Genomic DNA, 22707 nt, shown 5'->3' on the forward strand with positions numbered 1-22707 from the left:
ATTGAGTTTATTGTTTAAACCATTTTTTGTAGATGGTATCGTAAGTACCATCTTGTTTAACTTCCGTTAATGCTTTGTTCAGTTTATCCAGCAACTCAGTATTACCTTTGCGAACTGCAATACCCAAACCGATACCAAAATAGTTTTTGTCTGTTACCTTATCGCCAACTGTGCTTAACTCTTTATTCTTTTTTAGCCATTCATTGACGACAGCAGTATCACCAAACAACGCATCAATACGACCATTTTTTAAATCAAGGATTGCATTTTGGTAGCTGTCATAAGGTACGGTTTTCAGCTCGTTATGTTGCTCCATCAAATACTTCTGGTGTGTAGTACCATTCTGGGTACCGACTTGTTTACCTTTGAGATCGGCAACTTGAGCAAACTTCCCTTTGATAGCAACGAAAATGGCAGAGTTATCATAGTAGGTTTGGGTGAAATCAACTTGTTTTTTCCGATCCGGTGTGATGTCGATACCCGCCATCAAAACATCAACACGACGGAATTTTAAGCTGGGAATGAGGCTATCGAAAGCCTGGTTGGTGAATGTACATCCTGCGTTGAGCTTTGCACATATGGCATTCGCCAAATCGACGTCGAATCCTTGAATCTGATTATTTGCATCAATAAATTCAAATGGAGGGTAGGTTGCTTCTGTCGCAAAACGGAGCGTTGCTTTCTCTGCTGCGGTTGCTGACAAGGTCACTACACTCAATAGGGCTGCAAACAATAATTTCTTCATAGCAATATCCTGTTGTTTATGAATTTTATGGTTGATAACTGCTTTGATGTTTATTTTGTAATCAACTATCGATATATCTACTTCATCTTTCAATCTGCTACCTTACAGGAATGTAGTAGTTTGAAATCTGTCGAGTTTATAGATCCTGTATGGTATTTCAGTGTGATAAATAGTGAGCAAAGGATTCTGTCTGAGGATGCATAAAATGAGTTGCATCACCTTTTTCAAGAATGTGTCCTTGTTCCATATATACAACTTGGCTTGCTGTTTTGCGAGCAAATTCCACTTCATGAGTCACTATAATCTGAGTGATACCGGTTTCTGCCAGCTCTTTAATAATGTCAATGACTTGAGAAGTGATTTCAGGATCGAGTGCAGCAGTGGGTTCATCAAACAATAGAATCTGAGGTTCCATCATTAATGCACGTGCAATGGCAACCCGTTGTTGTTGCCCACCGGAAAGGTGCAATGGAAAACGGTTGGCGAATTCGCCCAAACGAAGTCGGGAAAGGAGTTTGACCGCTTTTTCCCGTGCTTGTTGTTTAGATTGCTTCAATACTCGGCAAGGTGCTTCAATCAAATTATCCATCACGGTCAAGTGTGGCCACAAATTGTATTGTTGGAAAACCATGCCAACTTTTTGGCGCAATGCGAGAATTTCTTTGTGGTTAGGTTGCTGTTTGAAATCAAATTGGTGCGTTGCCACATTGAGTAACCCGGAACGAGGCAGCTCCAGTAAATTCAAAACACGCAGCAAAGAACTCTTTCCAGCTCCACTAGGCCCTAGCAACACGACAGTTTCTCCCGATGTACATTCAAAATTGATATCGAATAGAGCCTGATGTGAACCATAGAAACAATTTATGTTTTTTAATTGAATGCTCATACGAAAAATATGAATAGTTAATTGGCTGGTCGATATTAATGCTATAAGCATAATTATGCAATGATATCTGCATAAAATTGTTATTTTAATCGAATTGGTTAGTTAACTAATCAATTTGTCGGCATTTTTTAGATCTTTTTTTGCTTTTTATATTAGTTGGGTAGATTAATTTTTATATCGAAAATTTTTTTTATTCAGTTTACGCACTAAACCAGGATGGCTTTTATTGCGTAAACCATTTATTGGGTAAACAATGCGATGAACAAAGGAGTTAGTAAGCTCAATATAAAACCATGAACGATGGCTACCGGTACGATATTGACACCACCACAGCGTTGTAAGATCGGTAAGGTAAAGTCAATTGAGGCTGCTCCTGTTAAACCCAATGCGGTTGAACGGTAGCGATTTATTAGCATGGGAATAAGTATGATGGATGCCAATTCACGAGCTAAATCATTGAAAAATGCGGTGCTACCAAGCACAGGCCCGTAAGCGTCGGAAATTAAAATACCGGAGAGGGAATACCAACCGTATCCTGATGCAATGGCAAGGCCGGTTTTGGTCGGTAATCCCAGTAAAAATGCAGCCAGTACACCACCTAACAGAGAACTAATGGCAACCACGATAGCGATAATCGTACCACGGCGATTCAACAGTGTTTGTTTTAAGCTCATACCGTTATTGCGCAGTTGAATTCCAACTAGAAAGAGTAAAAAAATCAAGGCAATTTCGCTGGCTCGGCTGGAAAAATGAAACACTGACCAGCCTGTTAATCCAATCAGAAATCCCAATACTAATGCACCACATAATTTGACGGAGTCCAGAGCCATATGTAATCGGGAAGGGGGTTTTTCCTGTTTATGTGCATTAATAATCCACGGATCTCGTTTATCCAAGAGGAACAGCGCTAGCATATTAATTATAAAGGTGCACAGGAAAAATGTTGTTGCATACAGCAAGATAGAAAGTAAATGATTGCCCAGGTTTTCCAGCGTAGCAAGGCGGATACCCATCAGAATGAGAATGATATAGACCATGACATTGAGTAGCTGATGCACGAGAGTTAGCATCGATTTATTATTCAGATGAATAAGGTAGCCCAGAGCCAAAGGCAGGAGAATAATGATTAATCCTGAATACATGATCCACATCCTTATCCAATAAAAAAACGTCTTTTTATCTAATCTTAATAACGAAAACAAGGCACAAAAGCCAGCAAACATACAGAAACAAAAAAATCACACTAAAATAACAAGTAGGATAAAGGGAAACATACTGAAACTCAAAGCATTTTTTAATCTCTAATAGAACGGGTGTTATAAATAAAATTAAGTAAATCCGGTATGGAAAAGAGAGGAATGTATGTTTCTGGGACGGGTAGAAATTTCTGGTTTTAGGGGGATAAACCGATTACCACGGGTACTTGACGAGAATACGATTCTGATTGGTGAAAATGCGTGGGATAAATCCAGCCTTTTAGCCATCTTTACTAATACCCTGTCATTTTATAAGCTGGTTTTTTAATCGCTCAGTTTGGTGCAGTCCGTTTTGCGTATAAATAACAAGGCGCTGCATATTAAATCTCATATGTACCGCAAGCATAATGTTACGTTGGATCTTAAAAAGGACTTAAAGCCCTGTTTGCTGGCGCGAAAAAGTCTCGAAAATACCCGAGGCTAAACAGTTTGACTCAGTCGCGCTACAAGATGATCTGGTAAAAAGTATGCGGCCACCACGGCCAGAAGTTTCGCGGAACAAATCTGCGATACCGATAGGAATCGATTAACTGCTTTACCTGCATTGGATATGGAGAATTTTTTGTACCGAGTTGGTTTTAGTGATGCATATCACAAAATAGCAAATATGCTGGGAGATGCCAAAACAAGCATTACAACGTTCTTCTAAGCCTGTTTTGGCTGGCGGGAGGGAAAGTCAATTGAACGTAATTTTGGCTACCTATTTTGTTTTTTTAAAGAATACATATCAGAAATATCCCGTTGATAGAGTTTGTTTATGTCCTATACAGTAAAGTTCAAGTGAAGTCATTAGATTGCATATTTTAATGGTAGGTATTTGTTGATGAAACTTCTTTTTGCCAAGTATCGCTGGATTGGAGCTGGGCTTATTCTCATAGCTATTGCTTCTGTGTGGTTCTATTTCTTCTATCTGCCGAAGCCTATCACATATCAGACGAGTGCAGTGATAAAGGGAGATTTCGAAAGAAGTGTCCTGGCGGTGGGTAAATTGGATGCGGTCAGTAAAGTTGATGTAGGGGCTCAGGTTAGTGGTCAGTTGAAAGAACTCTATGTGAAATTGGGAGATAAGGTTAAGCAAGGCCAATTATTGGCATTGATTGATCCACAGACAGCAAAAAACACTGTGGCTGAAATTCAGGAAACAGCAAAATCACTGGAGGCTAATCTCCGTGGAGCGCAGGCTGAACTAAAACTTGCGCAGCTCAAAGTCAATCGCGTGAAGCATTTGTTTAAATTATATTTAATTTCCCAGCAAGAATTGGACTCCAGCATAACAGATATGCAGTCTAAATCCGCCAGAATTGACGACTTGGCGGCGCAAATTAAGCAAAATAAGGCCAAACTTGATACGGCAAAAACGAATTTGCAATATACCAGAATTACTGCCCCAATCGAGGGCATTGTGACAGATATTAAAACATTCCAGGGACAAACCGTGATTGCTGCACAGCAAGCACCGACCATCCTGACACTCGCAAATCTTGATACTATGATTGTTAATGCAGAAGTATCAGAGGCCGATGTCATCAATTTAGAGTCTGGACAGAAAGTCTCATTTACCATCTTAGGAGCGCCAGGGAGGCAATTTCACAGCGTCCTGAAAGATACCCTGCCAACACCACAAGTTGAGAATAACGCTATTTTCTACTATGCCCGCTTTGAAGTACCTAATCCCGAACATATTTTACGTTTGCAGATGACTGCGCAAGTAAAAATAGCGCTTCAGACTTTGCATAATGTGTTGATGATCCCAATTTCAGCTTTGGAAATAGCTTCTCACCAATATACGTCTTCAACTCAGCATGTACTTTCTACGCAATATGAAGTGAGTGTTTTGCATAATGGCAAAGCAGAAAAACGTAAAATCACAATAGGAGCCTTTGATAACGCGAATGTCCAGGTGCTCTCTGGGTTGAAGGAAAACGAACGAGTGATCACCAGTCGCAGTGATAGCAGCATAGAGGAGTAATAATGGGTACATTACTGGAACTAAAAGGCGTTAGTCGTAATTATCCCGCTGGAGAAGGGCAAATCACTGTTCTGGATAATATTTCGTTATCTATACAGGCCGGAGAAATGGTGGCTATTGTTGGCGCTTCCGGTTCAGGTAAGTCTACTTTAATGAATATACTTGGCTGTTTGGATAAACCTAGCAGTGGAGAATATTGGGTTGCGGGAAGAAATATTGTTGATTTGGATAGTGATGAATTGGCAGAGTTACGCAGGGAATATTTTGGGTTCATTTTTCAGCGCTACCATTTATTGACTCATTTAACCGCCGAACAAAATGTTGAAATTCCGGCAATTTATTCTGGTGTTTCCAAAATACAACGTCGTGAGCGGGCGATTGAATTGCTAAAAAGACTTGGATTGGGAAATCGGATTGATTATCGACCAAGCCAGCTTTCAGGTGGACAGCAACAACGAGTCAGTATTGCCAGGGCACTTATGAATGGTGGTCAGGTCATCCTTGCTGACGAACCAACCGGAGCGTTGGATAGTACTTCCGGTCAGGAAATGATGGATATCTTGAAGAAACTCTGTCAACGAGGACATACGGTTGTTATTGTTACCCACGATCCTAAGATTGCTGCACAGGCTCAAAGGGTGATTGAGATTAAAGATGGGCGTATCATGAGTGAGATACTCTCTTCTGAACACCACAAATTACCTCATATTCCTTCTTCTGTAGAGACAAAAACTGTCAATGTAAAAACCTCTTCAGTGCAACAAATCTGGGGACGTTTTAATGAAGCTTTATTGATGGCATGGCGTGCTATGAATGTGAATAAGCTACGGACGCTACTGACAATGCTTGGAATTATAATAGGCATTGCTTCTGTCGTCACGATCGTAGTGATTGGTGATGCGGCAAAATCGATGGTGTTATCACATATTAAATCTATTGCCACTAACTCGATATCAATTTATCCAGGAAAAGATTTTGGCAGTGATAACGCTTTGGATATGCAGGCACTGAAACTTACTGATATTCCGGCAATAAAATCTCAGCCCTATGTTCAGGCAGCTTCTCCCGAATTTATGAATAGCGGGCGTTTGCGTCAAGGCAATATAGATGCTAAAGCACAAATATCGGGGGTAGGAAGTGATTTTTTTCAGGTATATGCAATGAGGTTTTCTCAAGGCATTCCTTTTACTTCAGACATGATTGAACGTCAGTCTCAAGTGGTTATCATTGATGATAATACACGTAAGAAGTTCTTTCCTTACCAGGATAATGTGGTAGGCAAAGAGTTACTGTTAACAAATATGCCCTTGACAGTGATTGGTGTAATTGCTAACGGGCAAAGTCTTTATAGCAGTAATACATTACAAGTTTGGGTGCCTTACAGTACGATGAATAGCCGTTTGATGAATCAAAATTACTTGAATTCGATTGTTGTCAGGTTAAAAGATGGCTATGTGTCCAACGAAGTAGAAGAAAAACTTAATCAATTGCTGATATTCCGTCACGGTAAAAAAGACTTTCACACTTATAACGTGAATAAGACCATTAAAATAATGGATAAAACAACCCGGACGATGCAAATGTTTTTAACATTAGTTGCGGTAATATCCTTGGTTGTCGGGGGAATTGGTGTCATGAATATCATGTTGGTATCCGTTACCGAGCGTACAAGGGAGATTGGTATTCGTATGGCAGTAGGGGCCAGAACCAGTGATATTATGCAGCAATTCCTTATTGAAGCTGTTTTGGTTTGTTTAATAGGGGGGATACTGGGGATTATTCTGTCATACAGCGTTTCTTTTATGGTGCAATTGATGTTACCGAACTGGGATTTCGTTTATAACTTCATTGCATTTATCATTGCATTTGGTTGTTCAACGGCAATAGGGATAATCTTTGGTTTCCTACCTGCAAGAAATGCAGCTCACCTCGATCCTATAGAAGCACTGGCAAGGGAATAAAATAGCACGCCACAAATAAGCTTATTTGTGGCGTGGAAATTACAAATTTATCGGGTCACTATTTTTTTGATTTTGAACCATTTTCCAGAGGTACAATAAGGCTGGCATGGTTACCTTTGGGGCCTTGATGAACGCTAAAGTTCACTTTTTGCCCTGCTTTCAGCGTCCTATAACCATCCATCTGAATGGTTGAATAGTGAGCAAATATATCCTCGCCCCCGCTGGCTGGGCAAATAAATCCAAAGCCCTTTGCATTATTGAACCATTTAACAGTACCTGTTTCCATACTTCTCTATCCCTCGTATCACGATTTCGGGTTTAGGAGTCACTAAAAATTTTAAAATATGAACAAACGCCCAGATAGAAAGCGGTGTTCATAAAATATACTGTAGTGAAATTCATTACGTCGTCAAGCATATAAACAACGTCAGGCTGTCTCAAATGGCTAAAGTTTGATATAGATAACGGTATCCGATTTTTAGGCAAAATCCTGATCTGCTAATCAAGGGAGGGGTAAGCAGAGTGCTTTATGAAGTGATAAAATATATAGCAGTAGAATGAATAAGTTCATACTAAAATCCAGCGGACAGTTAATACCCAGCGGAAGAATAATGACTGAGTTTTATAACGATTTGAAAGTTGAAGAATTTATTGAGGATGATGTAAAACAAGAACTACAACCACCATCAATGTATAAGGTTATTCTTAACAATGACGATTATACCCCTATGGAGTTTGTGGTTGACGTATTGCAAAAGTTCTTTTCTTATGATGTTGAACGAGCAACGCAACTAATGCTGGATGTCCATTACAAAGGGAAAGCAGTTTGCGGAATTTATACGGCAGAGGTCGCAGAAACTAAAGCTGCGCAAGTGAACATGTATGCTAAGGAGCACGAGCATCCGTTACTTTGCACGCTGGAAAAGGTTTGATCTGGCTTACTGAAATTTAGGAGGAGGTGCTTATGCTCAATCAAGAACTGGAGCTTAGTCTCAATATTGCTTTTGCCAAAGCAAGGGATAACAGACATGAATTTATGACTGTAGAGCACCTGTTGCTGGCGTTGTTAAGTAACACATCAGCGCGAGAAGCACTGGAGGCTTGTAAAGTCGATTTGGCGATGTTACGCCAAGAATTAGAAAGTTTTATTGCACAAACCACCCCCTTGTTATCTGAAAATGATGACAGGGATACACAACCTACATTAAGTTTTCAGCGTGTTTTGCAACGTGCGGTATTTCATGTTCAATCTTCGGGGCGTTCGGAGGTCTCTGGGGCGAACGTCTTAGTTGCCATTTTTAGTGAACAGGAATCCCAGGCTGCTTATTTACTGCGTAAGTATGACGTCAGTCGTTTGGATGTTGTAAACTTTATCTCTCATGGAACGCGCAAAGATGAATCAGATAATGATGTTCACCACAGTATCAATCCAGTTCAGGAAGAGCCGGTAATTAGTGAAGATCGATTGGAAAATTTCACGACCAATCTGAATCAACTGGCACAGAAAGGCCAAATTGATCCGCTTGTTGGCCGTCAGAATGAATTGGAGAGAACTATTCAGGTACTCTGCCGTCGCCGCAAAAATAATCCTCTGTTTGTTGGAGAATCGGGTGTTGGTAAGACGGCCATTGCTGAGGGGCTTGCATGGTGTATCGTACAAAAGAATGTTCCTGAAGTGATGCAGGATTGTACCATCTATTCTCTTGATATTGGCTCATTGTTGGCGGGAACAAAGTATCGCGGTGATTTTGAGAAGCGCTTCAAGTCTTTGTTAAAAACATTGGAGCAGGACAGTAAAAGCATTCTCTTTATCGACGAAATCCATACTATTATTGGAGCAGGTGCCGCATCGGGTGGGCAGGTGGACGCAGCTAATCTCATTAAACCGCTGTTGTCCAGTGGGCGTATACGGGTAATTGGCTCAACGACTTACCACGAATTCAGCAATATTTTTGAAAAAGATCGGGCTTTGGCTCGCCGATTCCAAAAAATTGACATTCTTGAGCCTTCTTCTGAAGAAACGGTACAAATTATCAATGGGCTGCGTGCTAAATATGAAGCACACCATGATGTTCGTTATACAGCGAAGGCCATTCGGGCAGCAGTTGAGTTATCTGTGAAATATATTACCGATCGCCATTTACCGGATAAAGCCATTGATGTTATTGATGAGGCTGGTGCAAGGACCAGATTAGTGCCAGCTAGCCGCCGTAAGAAGACGATCAATGTTGCCGATATTGAAACTGTTGTTGCTCGCATAGCCCGTATTCCAGAAAAAACAGTGTCAGCCAGTGATAAAGATGTATTGAAGTCACTGGATGAACGTTTGAAAATGTTGGTCTTTGGTCAAGAAAAATCGATTGTTGCTTTGACGGAAGCCATTAGGATGAGCCGTGCTGGATTGGGACAGGATCATAAGCCAGTAGGATCTTTCTTGTTTGCAGGGCCAACGGGAGTGGGGAAAACAGAAGTTACAGTCCAACTTGCCAAGGTTTTGAATGTCAAATTATTGCGATTTGATATGTCAGAGTATATGGAACGCCATACTGTCAGTCGGTTAATCGGTGCTCCTCCGGGTTATGTTGGGTATGATCAGGGAGGCTTATTGACCGATGCAATCATCAAACATCCTCATTCTGTTCTGTTACTGGATGAGATTGAAAAAGCCCATCCTGATGTCTTTAACCTGCTGTTACAGGTTATGGATAATGGTACATTGACTGACAATAATGGCCGCAAGGCGGATTTCCGCAATGTTATTTTGGTGATGACAACCAATGCAGGGGTACGTGAAATACAGCGTAAATCCATTGGATTCACTGAACAGGATAACAGCCCGGATGGTATGGAAGAGATAAAACGGATTTTCACACCTGAATTCCGCAATCGTCTTGATAGCATAATCTGGTTTGATGCGCTCTCTCCTGAAATTATTCAGCAAGTTGTTGATAAATTTATCGTCGAGTTACAAGCCCAACTGGATGAAAAAGGCGTCTCTTTGGAAGTCAGTGCAGCAGCCCGCCAATGGTTATGTGACAAAGGTTACGATAAGGCGATGGGAGCACGACCTATGGCCCGTGTCATTCAGGACAATCTTAAAAAACCACTGGCGAATGAGTTGCTATTTGGCTCTTTGGTGCATGGAGGCTCAGTCAAGATTAAACTTGATAAAGCTAAACAGACATTGGTATACGATTTTAAGAGTGCCCAAAAATCGAATAAAAAGAGATCAGAAGATGCAGTATTGTAACATGTTATATAGATATAAATGGAATAAGCATAAGTAGTATCCGTGATAGAAACTGATAACTGACTGGTGATAAAAAGTAAAAATTAGCAGCTACACCACAGGTGAATTTTGAAAAGTACGATCACCTGTGGTGCTAAGGTATCTTAATCAGCGGCTACGGAAAGTAATGCGTCCTTTTTCCGGATCATATGTAGTTAGCTCAACTGTAACCTTGTCTCCTGTCAGGATGCGGATATAGTTCTTGCGCATTTTTCCTGAGATATGAGCAGTGACAATGTGTCCGTTGTCTAATTCAACGCGAAACACAGTATTTGGCAGTGTTTCTAAAACAGTACCTTGCATTTCAAAATTAGTGTCTTCTTTGGCCATCTAATCCTCTAAATGTAACAACCATAGTTTTTAACCGGCAAGATAATGCCGAAAAACCATCACTATGTAAAGGAATGTCGTATTTTAAGCCATCATTTTACATACGATAATATGATGGCTAATGACATTCCCACCATGAACAGCATTTATTTCTAAGAGATGATTATAAATCCAGCTTTTGTACAGACCAGCATCCTGATTGCAATGACTGCTTTCTTAATTGATAAAGATGCTGGAGAAACTTTTCTCTCGGAATATTTTTAGCACCCAATGATTCTGTATGGTGATTTAATACCTGACAATCAAATAGTTGGCCGCCATGACGTAAAAAATGGTGATAGAATGCGACAAAAGCACACTTGGAAGCATTCTCCATTTTGCTAAACATCGATTCACCGCAAAATAGTGCACCGACACAAACGCCGTATAAACCACCCACAAGTTGATGGTCATGCCAGACTTCAATTGAATGAGCTAATCCTTCTTTATGTAAGGTTTGATAACCTTTTTGAACATCTGACCCAATCCAGGTGCCTTCTTGTCGTTGAGCACAATTATATATCACTTCATCAAAAGCATAGTTTACCGTAATTTGGTAAGTATGTTTGTGAATAAATCGACGTAGTGTTCGGCCAATATGCAATTCTCCTGGAATCAACACGGCCCTGGGATCGGGAGACCACCATAAAGGCGGCTCATCAGGCGAATACCAGGGAAAAATCCCCCCATGATACGCTACTCGTAAACGTTCTGCACTTAGATCTCCTCCAAATGCCAATAAACCATTGGGTTCAACCAGCGCATGAGTGGGATGGGGGAATTCATATGAGTTACCCAGTTGAGCTATCGACATAAGTTGAATCACCTTTGCTCAGGATAGCTCTGTAGCTGATAAAATTGTTGCCGCTGATAAAATTGATAGTAACGTCCTTGTTGAGCCAGTAGCGCATTATGCTTACCTTGCTCGATAATACGCCCTCCATCCATAACGCAGATTTGATCCATGAATTGCAAGCCTGTGAGTCGATGGGTAACGATAATCAAAGTCTTATGCTGACAACTACGGTGTAGTAGCGACAGAATTTGCTGTTCTGTATCAGCATCGAGTCCTTCAGTTGGCTCATCCAGCAGCATTAAAGGGGCATTATGCAATAATGCTCTGGCAATACCTAAGCGCCGTTGTTCCCCACCGGAAAGCTGACGCCCACCCTCACCCATCCAACAGTTTAGCTTTTTATCAGTGTCTAGCAAGTATCCTAAACCTACTTGTTGCAGTACGGTTGTTAATTCATCGTCACCAGCACCTGGTTTTGCCAATAAAAGATTTTCACGCAAAGTATGGCTAAAGACATGTATCCGCTGGGGAACGATAGACATCATTGAACGCAATGTTAACTCATCATAGTGGGAGATAGGGTGCTGATTGAGTTGAATCTCACCGCTATTGACATCCCAGGCACGCGTCAATAATTGCAAAAGCGTGGACTTACCACATCCTGTTTTTCCCAGTAAAGCAATATGTTCGCCTGATGTCAGGGATAGCGATATATTTTTCAATACTGGCTGTGGCTGGCCCGGGTAGATGAAATCAACATCTTTTATTTCAAGGCTGAACCCGCTATTTGCTTGCGGTCCATGAGAAGGAAAGGTGACTTCCGGTTTTTGGTGCATCAACTGAGAAACACGCGTCGCAGATGCAATGACTTGCCCCATGTGCTGGAATGCCACTGTGACTGGCCCAAGTGCTTCGAACGCAGCAAGGGTGCAAAATGTAAACAGTGCGATTAATGCGCCCGCCTGACTATTTTCTCCCATACCTGCCGCTGCTAGCCATAGTATCAGCGTCACTGTCATTCCGGTGGAAAAAATCATGATAGCTTGTGAAAGTCCGGTCAAATTGGCTTGTTTTTGCTGGCTTTTCAACCAATCATTTTCAATCTCTGTCATGGATTGACGAAAGCGTCTGAGTGCGCCAAACACGCTTAATTCAGCTTGCCCCTGCAAAGCGCTGGTAAGTAATGTACGATACTGACCGCGTTGTTGAGTAATGTTTCTGCCATAGGGTTTTCCTGCGTGGTAAAACACGCAAGGTAATATCAGTAGCAACCCTAACATAATACCGCCAATAGTATAGGCGAGGGTGATATCAAGGAAGCTCAAGCCGAATGTTAGAGCGAGAATGACGACGAATGCGGCGAGGACAGGGGAAATAACGCGCAGATACAGGTGATCCAGTGTTTCGACATCTGCAACAAGCCTATTTAATAACTCACCTTGACGAAAACGAGCAATGCCTCCAGGAGAAAGAGGGAGTATTTTTTGAAACGCGAAAACACGTAAATGCGCTAATACCCGGAATGTTGCATCATGGCTGACAAGCCGCTCACCATAACGACCAGCAGTGCGAAAAATGGCCGCGCCGCGAACACCGGCAGCAGGCAGCATATAGTTAAACGTATATAACCCTGCGAACCCCGCCAGGGCTGTGCCAGCAAGGAACCAACCAGAGAGTGTTAGCAATCCAATACTGGCTAGCAGCGTCACAATCGCCAATAGCATACCTAAGCTGATGAGGAACCAATGGCGACGGTAAAGCACGAGAAATGGGAGTAATACACGCATGATTAAAGCTCCACACTACGGTGAGATAACAAACGAGAAAATACACCTTGAGACTGGCTTAAAGTTTGATAATCACCTTGTTCAATAAGCAATCCATTTTCCATTACCCAAATCTGGTCATATGATAGCGTTTCTTCTAGCAAGTGAGTGACCAATAATGTGGTTTGTTGATGCGAAGCCTGATTTAAGGTCATCATCACACGTTGTTCGCTATGGGCATCAAGGCTAGCGGCGGGTTCATCTAAGAGCAATAATTGGCAATGATTTAACAACGCTCGTGCTACCGCAATCCGCTGGGCTTGTCCGACAGACAGACGAGCAGCGTTGTCACCTATCACCGTATTTATTCCATCTGGAAGGTCGTTAATAAACTCACTGACATAAGCCCGTTCCATCACATCATTGATTTGCTCTTGCGTTGCGTCATATTGACCAAGACGGATATTATCAAGCAGTGTCTGTTCTGGCAGGTGTGGGTTTTGCCCAATCCAACTTAAGCGTTCACGCCATTTGGTGAGACTGAGTTCACGCAACTCAATTCCATTGATTTTCAAGGAACCATGATAAGGTAAGAATCCCAGCAATACATTGATCAACGAACTTTTGCCCGCACCACTTTTTCCAACCAGAGCAATCCGCTGGCATTTATCAATGGTAAAATTCAAAGGACCAGCAAGACGATGTCCATCGTGGGACATAATTTCCAGTCCGCAGGCCTCAATGGTAACGGGTTCTTTATCTGATAGTGTTTTCTCACCGCTACTTGCGGCCTGTTCTCCATCGCTGCTAAGTAAGGTGAAGAGCGATTCTGCCGCTCCGACTGCCTGGGCTTTGGCGTGATAAAACGTACCTAAATCGCGCAGTGGTTGAAAAAACTCGGGTGCGAGGATTAACGCGAGGAAACCTGTAAACAACGTAACACCCACGCCATAGCTACCAAAGTGCAATTCTCCCAAATAGGAAAAACCAAAATAAACAGCAACAACGGCAATAGAAATTGCGGCAAAAAATTCTAAAACTGCTGAAGATAAAAATGCCATGCGTAGAACTTCCATTGTTCTGCGGCGAAAGTTTTCTGTTGATTCAGCGATTTGTTCAATTTCTGCTTCCCCTCGATGGAACAGGCGCAAAGTTTCCAAACCCCGTAAACGATCGAGAAAATTACCGCTTAATCGGCTGAGAGCAACAAAATTGCGCCGATTGGCATCTGCGGCCCCTAAGCCCACCAATGCCATAAACAGTGGAATCAATGGCGCGGTTACAAATAAAATCAATCCTGCGGCCCAATTAATTGGAAATACAGTAACCAGGATTAAGATAGGGATCATCGTAGCAAGAGCAATTTGAGGTAGATAGCGAGAGTAGAAATCCTGCATGTCTTCTATCTGCTCCAGGATAATGGTTGCCCAGCTTCCTGCGGGTTTCCCCTTAACCCACATTGGACCTAGTTGTTCAAGTTTATCCAGTACCATATTGCGAATTTGTTGGCGTACAACTTTGCCACAAATAAATCCGACACGTTCCCGAACGGCATTGACAATCGCCCGTAATGTAAAAGTAACAGCCAACATTAGAAATTGGTCGATAAGGTTTTCACGGGGAACATTATCCATAATCAGGGCTTGCAGGATTGTCGCCAAGAGCCAGGCCTGGGAAATAATCAGCAATCCACTGATTAAGCCAAGTAGCATTGATAAACGAAGCCATCGACGGGCGGGGGCAGTTTGCTGTTTCAGCCATCGAACAAGTTCAGATTGTCTTGTTTTGTCCATAAGAAAAATTTCTGATTAGCGGGTGATGATACGGAATATCAAAACAAGCTGTATGTTACCTGTTAAAAAGCGCTATCGGAATAGCGCTTTGGGGAAAGATAGATTATTTGGTTGCCAGCCCGTCAAGGAAACGTTCAGCATCCAGTGCAGCCATACAGCCTGTACCAGCTGAGGTGATAGCTTGGCGATACACATGATCCATCACATCTCCAGCGGCAAAGATACCTGGAATAGAAGTCTGGGTGGCATTACCATGCAAGCCAGATTGGACTTTGATATATCCGTTTTCCAGTTCCAGTTGACCATCAAAAATGCCAGTGTTTGGACTATGGCCGATGGCGATGAAAACGCCGGTAACATCCAGTTCTTCGGTATTGTCATTTTTCGTATCACGAATGCGGATGCCAGTAACACCCATATCATCACCCAGAACTTCATCCAACGTACGATCAGTATGCAGAATAATGTTGCCGTTCTTCACTTTTTCCATCATACGGTCAATCAGGATTTTCTCTGAACGGAAAGTATCACGACGGTGAATCAAATGTACTTCAGAGGCAATGTTTGCCAAATACAGTGCTTCTTCAACGGCAGTATTGCCCCCACCGACTACAGCAACCTTTTGTTTGCGATAGAAAAATCCATCACATGTTGCACAGGCAGATACACCACGACCTTTGAAAGCCTCCTCGGAAGGCAATCCGAGATAACGGGCTGAAGCTCCTGTCGCGATGATTAAAGCATCGCAGGTATATTCCTGATCATCACCAAATAAACGGAATGGTCTGTTTGAGAAATCAACGTTCTGAATATGGTCAGAAATGATTTCTGTTTGAAATTTTTCGGCGTGTTGGAACATGCGCTCCATCAAGCCAGGGCCAGTCAGCCCTTCAGGATCTCCGGGCCAGTTCTCAACTTCAGTCGTGGTGGTTAATTGGCCGCCTTTTTCAACCCCAGTAATGAGGACCGGATTTAGATTAGCGCGGGCTGCATACACAGCAGCGGTATAACCAGCAGGACCTGAGCCAAGAATGATAAGTTTACTGTGTTTGGCTGTGCTCATGAATACCTCATTTCCATTATCGCATATTGCAGATTTGGGGATTGTAGGAGAAATAATAAGTTAAAAAAAGCGATTATCAGATAAAATATTCATGTTATTAACGATTTTACCGATAGATAGTAACTATGATGTAATCGTATTGTAAGAGACGATTGTTTAACTTTCTGAATTGAACGTCATTTATACATATGAGACATAAAACAAGCTATCGAAACGATTTACTGAAAATTTATTTGGCAGGTTGTTCTGATTTTTGTTCATTTACTTTGACAATCGGCTGTGCATTTGCGAAAACATCTGTGTAAGAGATAATTATCTCTCTTGCTAATCAATTGTTTCTATAAAATAGACAAACTAGTGTGGGTGATTTTCTCATAGAATATAAAAATTGCCGTTAAGCTGTTTCTGAAAAACCTAGTGTTTTGGGAGCTAGTATCTTGAGAGATAGTGTTCTGGGAAATGGTGTTTCTGAGAGACAATGTTCTGGTAAATCGTGTCGTATTCCTAATGGATTTCAAGTTGTAGTGCGGCGGCAAGGGAACAAAACCTCAAGCGCATAGAAACTAATATGAGTGATGAGTGGCTGATATATGAGTAACTGAGTGATTGGGGTGAGTGAGCACAGCTAACATAGCAGCAACTTGGAAAGCAAAAGGGATAATTGATCGAATTCTGGGAGATTGTGGTCTGGGAAATTGTATTCTGGGAGATTGTTTCTAGAGTTGTAGTAGTCCTTAAACCTTGGTTACAGATTAAGCGTTAACCTTTGAAGACATCTTTTCCAGCTCAAGCGCTTGAAAGAGATAGGGAAAATGTTTTAGGTGTAGGAATATTAAAGAGAGAGCAATAAGATGATAGATAATAAGAAGCGTCCAGGAAAAGATCTTGATCGTATAGATCGTAATATCCTTAACGAGTTGCAAAAAGATGGCCGTATTTCTAACGTGGAGTTATCCAAGAGAGTTGGTTTGTCACCAACACCTTGCCTGGAGCGTGTGCGTCGTTTAGAGCGTCAGGGCTTTATCTCTGGCTACACGGCTTTGTTGAATCCTCATTATTTGGATGCATCATTGCTGGTATTTGTTGAAATTACGCTGAACCGCGGTGCAGCAGATGTATTTGAACAATTCAATACTGCTGTTCAGAAACTAGAAGAAATTCAAGAATGTCATTTAGTTTCTGGTGATTTTGACTACTTGCTGAAAACACGCGTGCCAGATATGTCTGCATATCGTAAATTGCTCGGAGAAACTCTGTTACGTCTTCCTGGTGTTAATGACACCCGTACTTATGTTGTAATGGAAGAAGTGAAGCAGAGCAATCGTTTAGTGATTAAGACTCGTTAAGCTTTCATCTAAAATGTACAGATGCAAAACAGGAAAAATTTAGGTACACTCCTGTTTATGCATACAGTTTCAACGCTGAGCTATCCTCAGCGTTGTTCCGTTTAATCAACAGAAAAACCTGGAGAGTCTTTCTTGAACCAGGAATATACAGAAGACAAACGTGTTAAGTTAAAGAAGATAAGCAGTGGCCGCCGGCTTCTGGAAGCCGTTCTGTTGGTTATTGCTATCTGTGCTGTGTACTTGATGGTAGCACTTATCAGCTTCAATCCATCTGATCCCAGCTGGTCACAGACGTCATGGCATGAACCCGTCCACAATTGGGGTGGCAGTGTTGGTGCTTGGTTATCTGACACGCTATTCTCGGCATTTGGTATTCTTGCCTATGCAGTCCCGCCATTTATGTTGTTAGGTTGCTGGAATGCTTTCCGTCAGAAAGATAGGCAAGAGTACATTGATTTCTTCACACTTGCATTACGCGTCATTGGTGCTTTGGCCCTGATACTGACATCATGTGGTTTGGCTGCCCTCAATATTGATGATTTAAATGATTTTGCTGCTGGCGGAGTCATTGGGAATTTGTTCAGCAATGCGATTCTGCCTTGGTTTAACATTCTGGGGGCAACATTGGCTTTGCTTGGCATTTGGGCTGTTGGACTCACATTGTTTACAGGATGGTCATGGCTCACGATTGCAGAAAAAATTGGTGCAGTTATTCTGGATTCACTGAGTTTTGTCGTCAATCGTGGCCGCAATAATGCTGAATATGACGAAAATGATTTAGAAAATACGTTAGTTTCCGAACACTCAGCCAGTGAACAAAAACACGCGGAGCATGCAGATAAACATGAAATGGTTATATTTACTGAAACACTAGATGAAGATGATGCATTACTGACAGCTCCAACGTTAGCCGAATTAGCTAATACAGATCCAGCGTTACCGCCTGCATCAGCTTCTCCAACCGCTCCAGCATTGGATCAACCTCAGGAACAAGAACCTGCTCACTATTCTTTTGAATTGCCGGATAATGACCAATCAGGTACAAATCCACAATCCGATGACTTTTCTCAGGCTATTTCAAATCTATCCACAAACAGTTCTGCTGGCACGAATACGCATTCACAAGATGATGTCACAGAGACGTTTACTCTTCCTGCAAATGATAATGTCAATTTGAAAAATGCGGCAGCGGATATTGCCAGCTCTGCTGTTGTGACGAGAAATCCACAGGTTAAACAAGGTATTGGTCCTGAAATGCCGCGCCCTAATCCTGTTAGGATACCGACACGTCGCGAATTGTATGGTATCAAAGTGCCTTCTCACCGTTTGGCAGAACACATGCAACGGAAAGAAAAAGAGAGACAGAATGAGCTGGTTGCAGAAGCTAATGAACAGCGAATGGATGCCCAACAGCAAGACATGTTGCGTCAGCAATTCCTTGAGCAGCAACGCGAGCGCTATGGTGCTGATTTTGAGGAAAGAAACAGAGAGTCAGAGTCTCGTGAAGCAAGTACGCCGATCGATAAACAACCAACGGTAGCTGATGAGTTGACGAAAAATAGCATAGCTGGACAGACTATAGACGAACAGCCAGTAGATGAACAAAAAGCGCAGGAAGAAGCGTTGCGGATAGCGTTTGAGCAACAGCAACGCGAACGTTACCAACTGAATCAATCTGAGCCTACTGAGTTTGTATTTATGTCAACAGAGCCACCGGCTCAACAAATTCAGGAAAAAAATACAGCGATTGTTCTTGATTCTCACGCATCGAGAAATCAGCATACTTTTGCGCAGCAACCGCAGCAAGATAGTTTGTTCCATCCATTTTTGATACGTAATGATCAGCCATTGCCAAAACCAACGACGCCGATGCCTTCTTTGGATCTTTTGGCTGAACCCCCGGCGGAAGAAGAACCGGTTGATATGTTTGCGCTTGAGCAAACCTCGCGTTTAATTGAAGCGCGTTTGAATGATTATCGTGTTAAAGCGGATGTTGTTGGATTCTCTCCGGGGCCTGTCATCACACGATTTGAATTGGATTTAGCTCCTGGGGTGAAAGCTTCGCGTATTTCTAACTTAGCGCGTGACCTTGCTCGTTCGCTTTCAGCGGTAGCTGTCCGTATCGTGGAAGTTATTCCGGGGAGACCTTATGTTGGTTTGGAATTACCCAATAAAAAACGCCAAACAGTTTATCTGCGGGAAGTTTTGGACTGTGAGAAATTCCGTGATAACCCTTCACCGTTAACCATCGTCTTAGGAAAAGACATTGCAGGGCAGCCGGTTGTGGCTGACTTGGGTAAGATGCCTCACTTACTGGTAGCAGGAACGACAGGTTCGGGTAAATCGGTAGGGGTCAATGCGATGATCCTCAGTATTCTGTATAAAGCGAAACCGGAGGATGTTCGCTTTATTATGATTGATCCGAAAATGCTTGAGTTATCGGTTTATGAGGGCATTCCACATTTATTGACTGAAGTTGTCACCGATATGAAAGATGCAGCCAATGCATTGCGTTGGTGTGTAAATGAAATGGAGCGACGTTATAAGCTGATGTCAGCTTTAGGTGTGCGTAACCTTGCGGGCTATAACGATAAGATCAAGCAAGCCGAAAATATGGGGCGGCCGATCCCTGATCCGTTCTGGAAACCAGGTGACAGCATGGATGCGACGCATCCTATGCTGAAAAAAGAGCCTTATATTGTTGTCATGGTTGATGAATTTGCCGACTTAATGATGACAGTCGGGAAAAAGGTGGAAGAATTAATTGCACGCTTGGCTCAGAAAGCACGAGCGGCAGGTATCCACTTAGTATTGGCAACTCAGCGCCCTTCTGTTGATATTATCACCGGACTGATTAAGGCAAATATTCCGACACGTATTGCATTTACAGTATCCAGTAAAATAGATTCCCGTACCATTCTTGATCAAGGTGGTGCAGAATCATTGCTTGGCATGGGAGATATGCTTTATTTGGCGCCAAACTCCTCCATTCCTGTACGTGTTCATGGTGCATTCGTGCGCGATCAAGAAGTACATGAAGTAGTGAATGACTGGAAAGCCCGTGGCCGCCCTCAATATATAGACAGTATTGTCAAAGGGGGAGAAGACGGTGAAGGCAGTATGGGATTTGATAGCGATGAGGAGCTAGATCCCCTGTTTGATCAAGCGGTTGAATTTGTGGTCGAAAAACGTCGTGTCTCTATTTCGGGTGTGCAACGTCAATTCAGGATTGGATATAACCGAGCGGCTCGGATTGTCGAACAAATGGAAGCACAACAGATAGTGAGTGCGCCTGGGCATAATGGCAATCGTGAAGTTTTGGCACCTCCGCCCCATGAACATTAATTATCGCTGTGAAATGTAAACAGTATCGACAATTGATGGCTGATAATAAAACGAATTGAAGGTATCTTGCACATGAAAAAACTGATGTTGATTGGTTGTCTGATGATGGGTATGAGCATAGGTTCTGCTTGGGCTGATGCGACGCAGGATCTGCAAGGGCGTTTGGGAAAGGTGAATAGTTTTCATGCCAGTTTTACTCAAACAGTAACTAGCAATGATGGTTCAACAGTCCAACAAGGAGAGGGAGAGCTTTGGATTAAACGCCCTAATTTGTTTAACTGGCATATGACATCACCTGATGAGAGTGTTTTGGTTTCTGATGGTAAGACACTGTGGTTTTATAATCCTTTTGTTGAACAGGTGACTGCGAATTGGTTAAAGGAAGCAACGGGAAATACGCCATTTATGCTGATTGCACGCAATGATCCTGCCGACTGGAAACAGTACAAGGTTATGCAAAACGGTAATAGCTTTGAGCTGACGCCTCATAATGCCAATGGTAATTTAAAACATTTTTCAATTACCGTGACACCAGAAGGAACAATCCAAAAATTTACTGCCGTTGAACAGGATGGGCAAAAAAGTGCTTACCAATTGAAAGGGCAGCAAAATGTAAACGTGGGTGCGGAAAAATTCAAATTTACCGTACCGGAAGGTGTCACGCTGGATGATCAACGCCAGTGAGGTTTAAGTGAACAATCTTTCTCTCGATTTTTCACAAAATGAATTTCAGCCACTGGCCGCAAGAATGCGGCCAGTCACATTAGATCAATATATCGGCCAGCAACACTTACTGGCGGAAGGAAAACCTTTGCCGCGAGCAATCCGAGCAGGTCATCTTCATTCTATGATTTTATGGGGACCGCCTGGAACAGGAAAAACAACACTGGCTGAAATTATTGGTTATTACGCGCAAGCTGATATTGAACGCATTTCGGCAGTCACTTCTGGCATAAAAGAAATTCGTGAATCCATAGAAAGAGCACGACAAAATCGTAATTCAGGGCGTAGAACCATCTTATTTGTTGATGAAGTTCATCGATTTAATAAAAGTCAGCAGGATGCGTTCTTACCACATATTGAAGACGGTACGATCACATTTATTGGTGCAACCACCGAAAATCCCTCCTTCGAATTAAATTCAGCTTTGTTGTCACGGGCTCGTGTCTATTTATTGAAATCACTTTCGCCGGTAGAAATTGAACAGGTGCTTATTCAGGCCATTAATGATACAGAGCGTGGCATTGGCGGGCAAAATATCGTATTACCGGATAATACTCGCCAAATGATAGCAGAGCTTGTGGCGGGAGATGCACGCCGCTCACTGAATTTGCTGGAAATGATGTCGGACATGGCAGAAACGAATGCGCAAGGGCAGCGGGTTTTGACGCCAGAATTACTGAAAGAAGTAAGCGGGGAAAGAAGTGCCAGGTTTGATAATAAAGGTGATCGATATTACGATTTAATTTCTGCTCTGCATAAATCAATTCGTGGTTCAGCACCTGATGCCGCACTTTACTGGTACGCCCGAATTATTACCGCAGGCGGTGATCCCCTTTATGTTGCCCGTCGGTTACTGGCAATTGCTTCTGAAGATGTGGGTAATGCTGATCCACGCGGAATGCAGATAGCTATTGCTGCATGGGATTGTTTTACGCGTGTCGGAGCGGCTGAAGGAGAGAGAGCGATCGCACAGGCCATTGTCTATCTTGCATGTGCACCGAAAAGTAATGCTGTTTATACCGCATTCAAGGCAGCTATGGCGGATGCACAAAACAAACCGGATTATGACGTTCCTGCCCATTTGCGTAATGCTCCGACTAAGCTGATGAAGGAAATTGGGTTTGGTGAAGAGTATCGCTACGCCCATGATGAAGCGAATGCATATGCCGCCGGTGAAGTCTATTTTCCGCCAGAAATGCAACAAACACGTTATTATTATCCGACTGCCAGAGGGCTGGAAGGTAAGATAGGTGAAAAGTTAAACTGGCTAATGGAACAGGATCAAAATAGCCTAATAAAACGCTATCGTTAATTTTCTTGATACGGTAAGGTTTATATCCAACAATGCCAAATTACAGCTAAAAGCTGTAGTTTTTGACGATTTTTCAATAACCATATTT

The 22707-nt window shown here is 42.4% G+C and carries 17 protein-coding genes and 2 pseudogenes; 10 read left to right on the forward strand and 9 right to left on the reverse strand.

Annotated elements, in window-relative coordinates; genetic code table 11:
- Nucleotides 1-7: 7 nt before the first annotated feature.
- The 3 genes from artJ to Xets_RS07615 all read right to left on the reverse strand — a co-directional run bounded on the left by artJ (nucleotide 8) and on the right by Xets_RS07615 (nucleotide 2773).
- Complete coding sequence (artJ, locus tag Xets_RS07605) at nucleotides 8-745, reverse strand: arginine ABC transporter substrate-binding protein (RefSeq protein ID WP_187651387.1); 738 nt, start codon at nucleotides 743-745, stop codon at nucleotides 8-10.
- 157 nt (nucleotides 746-902) lie between these two features.
- On the reverse strand, nucleotides 903-1631 hold the full coding sequence (gene artP / locus Xets_RS07610) for an arginine ABC transporter ATP-binding protein ArtP (RefSeq protein WP_187651388.1): 729 nt from the start codon (nucleotides 1629-1631) through the stop codon (nucleotides 903-905).
- Between the two features lie 239 nt (nucleotides 1632-1870).
- On the reverse strand, nucleotides 1871-2773 hold the full coding sequence (locus tag Xets_RS07615) for a lysine exporter LysO family protein (protein WP_187651389.1): 903 nt from the start codon (nucleotides 2771-2773) through the stop codon (nucleotides 1871-1873).
- Nucleotides 2774-2993: 220 nt separating this feature from the next.
- Between Xets_RS07615 and Xets_RS07620 the strand changes: the two are divergent.
- The 4 genes and pseudogenes from Xets_RS07620 to macB form a co-directional block, all read left to right on the forward strand.
- A pseudogene (locus tag Xets_RS07620) lies at nucleotides 2994-3134 on the forward strand (DUF2813 domain-containing protein); the annotation flags it as partial.
- 20 nt (nucleotides 3135-3154) lie between these two features.
- Nucleotides 3155-3348: pseudogene (locus Xets_RS24285) on the forward strand (RNA-guided endonuclease TnpB family protein); the annotation flags it as partial.
- A gap of 362 nt (nucleotides 3349-3710) precedes the next feature.
- Nucleotides 3711-4856 carry a macrolide transporter subunit MacA gene (gene macA / locus Xets_RS07625; RefSeq protein WP_187651390.1) on the forward strand — a complete coding sequence of 382 codons (1146 nt, stop codon included), beginning with the start codon at nucleotides 3711-3713 and terminating at the stop codon, nucleotides 4854-4856.
- Between the two features lie 2 nt (nucleotides 4857-4858).
- The gene (macB, locus tag Xets_RS07630; RefSeq protein WP_187651391.1) at nucleotides 4859-6817 is read left to right on the forward strand and encodes a macrolide ABC transporter ATP-binding protein/permease MacB; all 1959 of its coding nucleotides are present in this window, start codon (nucleotides 4859-4861) and stop codon (nucleotides 6815-6817) included.
- 58 nt (nucleotides 6818-6875) lie between these two features.
- On the opposite strand, the gene cspD is transcribed toward macB, so the two are convergent.
- Complete coding sequence (cspD, locus tag Xets_RS07635; protein WP_074018308.1) at nucleotides 6876-7103, reverse strand: cold shock-like protein CspD; 228 nt, start codon at nucleotides 7101-7103, stop codon at nucleotides 6876-6878.
- A gap of 325 nt (nucleotides 7104-7428) precedes the next feature.
- On the opposite strand from cspD, the gene clpS reads away from it, so the two are divergent.
- Nucleotides 7429-7749 carry an ATP-dependent Clp protease adapter ClpS gene (clpS, locus tag Xets_RS07640; protein ID WP_099131965.1) on the forward strand — a complete coding sequence of 107 codons (321 nt, stop codon included), beginning with the start codon at nucleotides 7429-7431 and terminating at the stop codon, nucleotides 7747-7749.
- 32 nt (nucleotides 7750-7781) lie between these two features.
- Nucleotides 7782-10067 carry an ATP-dependent Clp protease ATP-binding subunit ClpA gene (gene clpA, locus Xets_RS07645; RefSeq protein WP_099131966.1) on the forward strand — a complete coding sequence of 762 codons (2286 nt, stop codon included), beginning with the start codon at nucleotides 7782-7784 and terminating at the stop codon, nucleotides 10065-10067.
- Between the two features lie 147 nt (nucleotides 10068-10214).
- Here clpA and infA read toward each other — a convergent pair whose 3' ends face one another.
- The 5 genes from infA to trxB all read right to left on the reverse strand — a co-directional run bounded on the left by infA (nucleotide 10215) and on the right by trxB (nucleotide 15893).
- A complete protein-coding gene (gene infA, locus Xets_RS07650; RefSeq protein ID WP_047767507.1) occupies nucleotides 10215-10436 on the reverse strand; it encodes a translation initiation factor IF-1 in 222 nt (73 codons plus the stop codon).
- 163 nt (nucleotides 10437-10599) lie between these two features.
- Nucleotides 10600-11289: a leucyl/phenylalanyl-tRNA--protein transferase gene (aat, locus tag Xets_RS07655; protein ID WP_099131967.1), complete on the reverse strand. Its 690-nt coding sequence runs from the start codon at nucleotides 11287-11289 to the stop codon at nucleotides 10600-10602.
- Between the two features lie 8 nt (nucleotides 11290-11297).
- Entirely contained in the window at nucleotides 11298-13058 is a 1761-nt protein-coding gene (gene cydC / locus Xets_RS07660; protein ID WP_099131968.1) for a cysteine/glutathione ABC transporter ATP-binding protein/permease CydC, read from the reverse strand.
- 2 nt (nucleotides 13059-13060) lie between these two features.
- On the reverse strand, nucleotides 13061-14830 hold the full coding sequence (cydD, locus tag Xets_RS07665; protein ID WP_187651392.1) for a cysteine/glutathione ABC transporter permease/ATP-binding protein CydD: 1770 nt from the start codon (nucleotides 14828-14830) through the stop codon (nucleotides 13061-13063).
- Between the two features lie 103 nt (nucleotides 14831-14933).
- Entirely contained in the window at nucleotides 14934-15893 is a 960-nt protein-coding gene (gene trxB / locus Xets_RS07670) for a thioredoxin-disulfide reductase (RefSeq protein WP_099131970.1), read from the reverse strand.
- A gap of 851 nt (nucleotides 15894-16744) precedes the next feature.
- Between trxB and lrp the strand changes: the two genes are divergently transcribed.
- The 4 genes from lrp (at nucleotide 16745) to Xets_RS07690 (ending at nucleotide 22619) form a co-directional block, all read left to right on the forward strand.
- Nucleotides 16745-17239, forward strand: coding sequence for a leucine-responsive transcriptional regulator Lrp (gene lrp, locus Xets_RS07675; RefSeq protein WP_004256338.1), 495 nt, complete (start codon nucleotides 16745-16747; stop codon nucleotides 17237-17239).
- A 132-nt stretch (nucleotides 17240-17371) separates the two neighbouring features.
- The gene (locus Xets_RS07680; protein ID WP_187651393.1) at nucleotides 17372-20584 is read left to right on the forward strand and encodes a DNA translocase FtsK 4TM domain-containing protein; all 3213 of its coding nucleotides are present in this window, start codon (nucleotides 17372-17374) and stop codon (nucleotides 20582-20584) included.
- A 72-nt stretch (nucleotides 20585-20656) separates the two neighbouring features.
- A complete protein-coding gene (gene lolA / locus Xets_RS07685; RefSeq protein ID WP_099131972.1) occupies nucleotides 20657-21268 on the forward strand; it encodes an outer membrane lipoprotein chaperone LolA in 612 nt (203 codons plus the stop codon).
- Nucleotides 21269-21275: 7 nt separating this feature from the next.
- Complete coding sequence (locus tag Xets_RS07690; protein WP_187651394.1) at nucleotides 21276-22619, forward strand: replication-associated recombination protein A; 1344 nt, start codon at nucleotides 21276-21278, stop codon at nucleotides 22617-22619.
- The last annotated feature ends 88 nt before the right edge of the window (nucleotides 22620-22707 follow it).

This window comes from Xenorhabdus sp. TS4 (genome assembly GCF_014467265.1).
GTDB classification, from domain to species: domain Bacteria; phylum Pseudomonadota; class Gammaproteobacteria; order Enterobacterales; family Enterobacteriaceae; genus Xenorhabdus; species Xenorhabdus ehlersii.

Excerpts from the sequence above, each read along its gene's own strand:
- artJ (WP_187651387.1), bottom strand. The coding sequence starts at position 745 with ATGAAGAAATTATTGTTTGCAGCCCTATTGAGTGTAGTGACCTTGTCA.
- lrp (WP_004256338.1), top strand. The coding sequence starts at position 16,745 with ATGATAGATAATAAGAAGCGTCCAGGAAAAGATCTTGATCGTATAGAT.
- cydD (WP_187651392.1), bottom strand. The coding sequence starts at position 14,830 with ATGGACAAAACAAGACAATCTGAACTTGTTCGATGGCTGAAACAGCAA.
- Xets_RS07615 (WP_187651389.1), bottom strand. The coding sequence starts at position 2,773 with ATGTATTCAGGATTAATCATTATTCTCCTGCCTTTGGCTCTGGGCTAC.
- cspD (WP_074018308.1), bottom strand. The coding sequence starts at position 7,103 with ATGGAAACAGGTACTGTTAAATGGTTCAATAATGCAAAGGGCTTTGGA.
- macA (WP_187651390.1), top strand. The coding sequence starts at position 3,711 with ATGAAACTTCTTTTTGCCAAGTATCGCTGGATTGGAGCTGGGCTTATT.
- artP (WP_187651388.1), bottom strand. The coding sequence starts at position 1,631 with ATGAGCATTCAATTAAAAAACATAAATTGTTTCTATGGTTCACATCAG.
- macB (WP_187651391.1), top strand. The coding sequence starts at position 4,859 with ATGGGTACATTACTGGAACTAAAAGGCGTTAGTCGTAATTATCCCGCT.
- lolA (WP_099131972.1), top strand. The coding sequence starts at position 20,657 with ATGAAAAAACTGATGTTGATTGGTTGTCTGATGATGGGTATGAGCATA.
- clpS (WP_099131965.1), top strand. The coding sequence starts at position 7,429 with ATGACTGAGTTTTATAACGATTTGAAAGTTGAAGAATTTATTGAGGAT.
- cydC (WP_099131968.1), bottom strand. The coding sequence starts at position 13,058 with ATGCGTGTATTACTCCCATTTCTCGTGCTTTACCGTCGCCATTGGTTC.
- infA (WP_047767507.1), bottom strand. The coding sequence starts at position 10,436 with ATGGCCAAAGAAGACACTAATTTTGAAATGCAAGGTACTGTTTTAGAA.
- trxB (WP_099131970.1), bottom strand. The coding sequence starts at position 15,893 with ATGAGCACAGCCAAACACAGTAAACTTATCATTCTTGGCTCAGGTCCT.
- clpA (WP_099131966.1), top strand. The coding sequence starts at position 7,782 with ATGCTCAATCAAGAACTGGAGCTTAGTCTCAATATTGCTTTTGCCAAA.
- aat (WP_099131967.1), bottom strand. The coding sequence starts at position 11,289 with ATGTCGATAGCTCAACTGGGTAACTCATATGAATTCCCCCATCCCACT.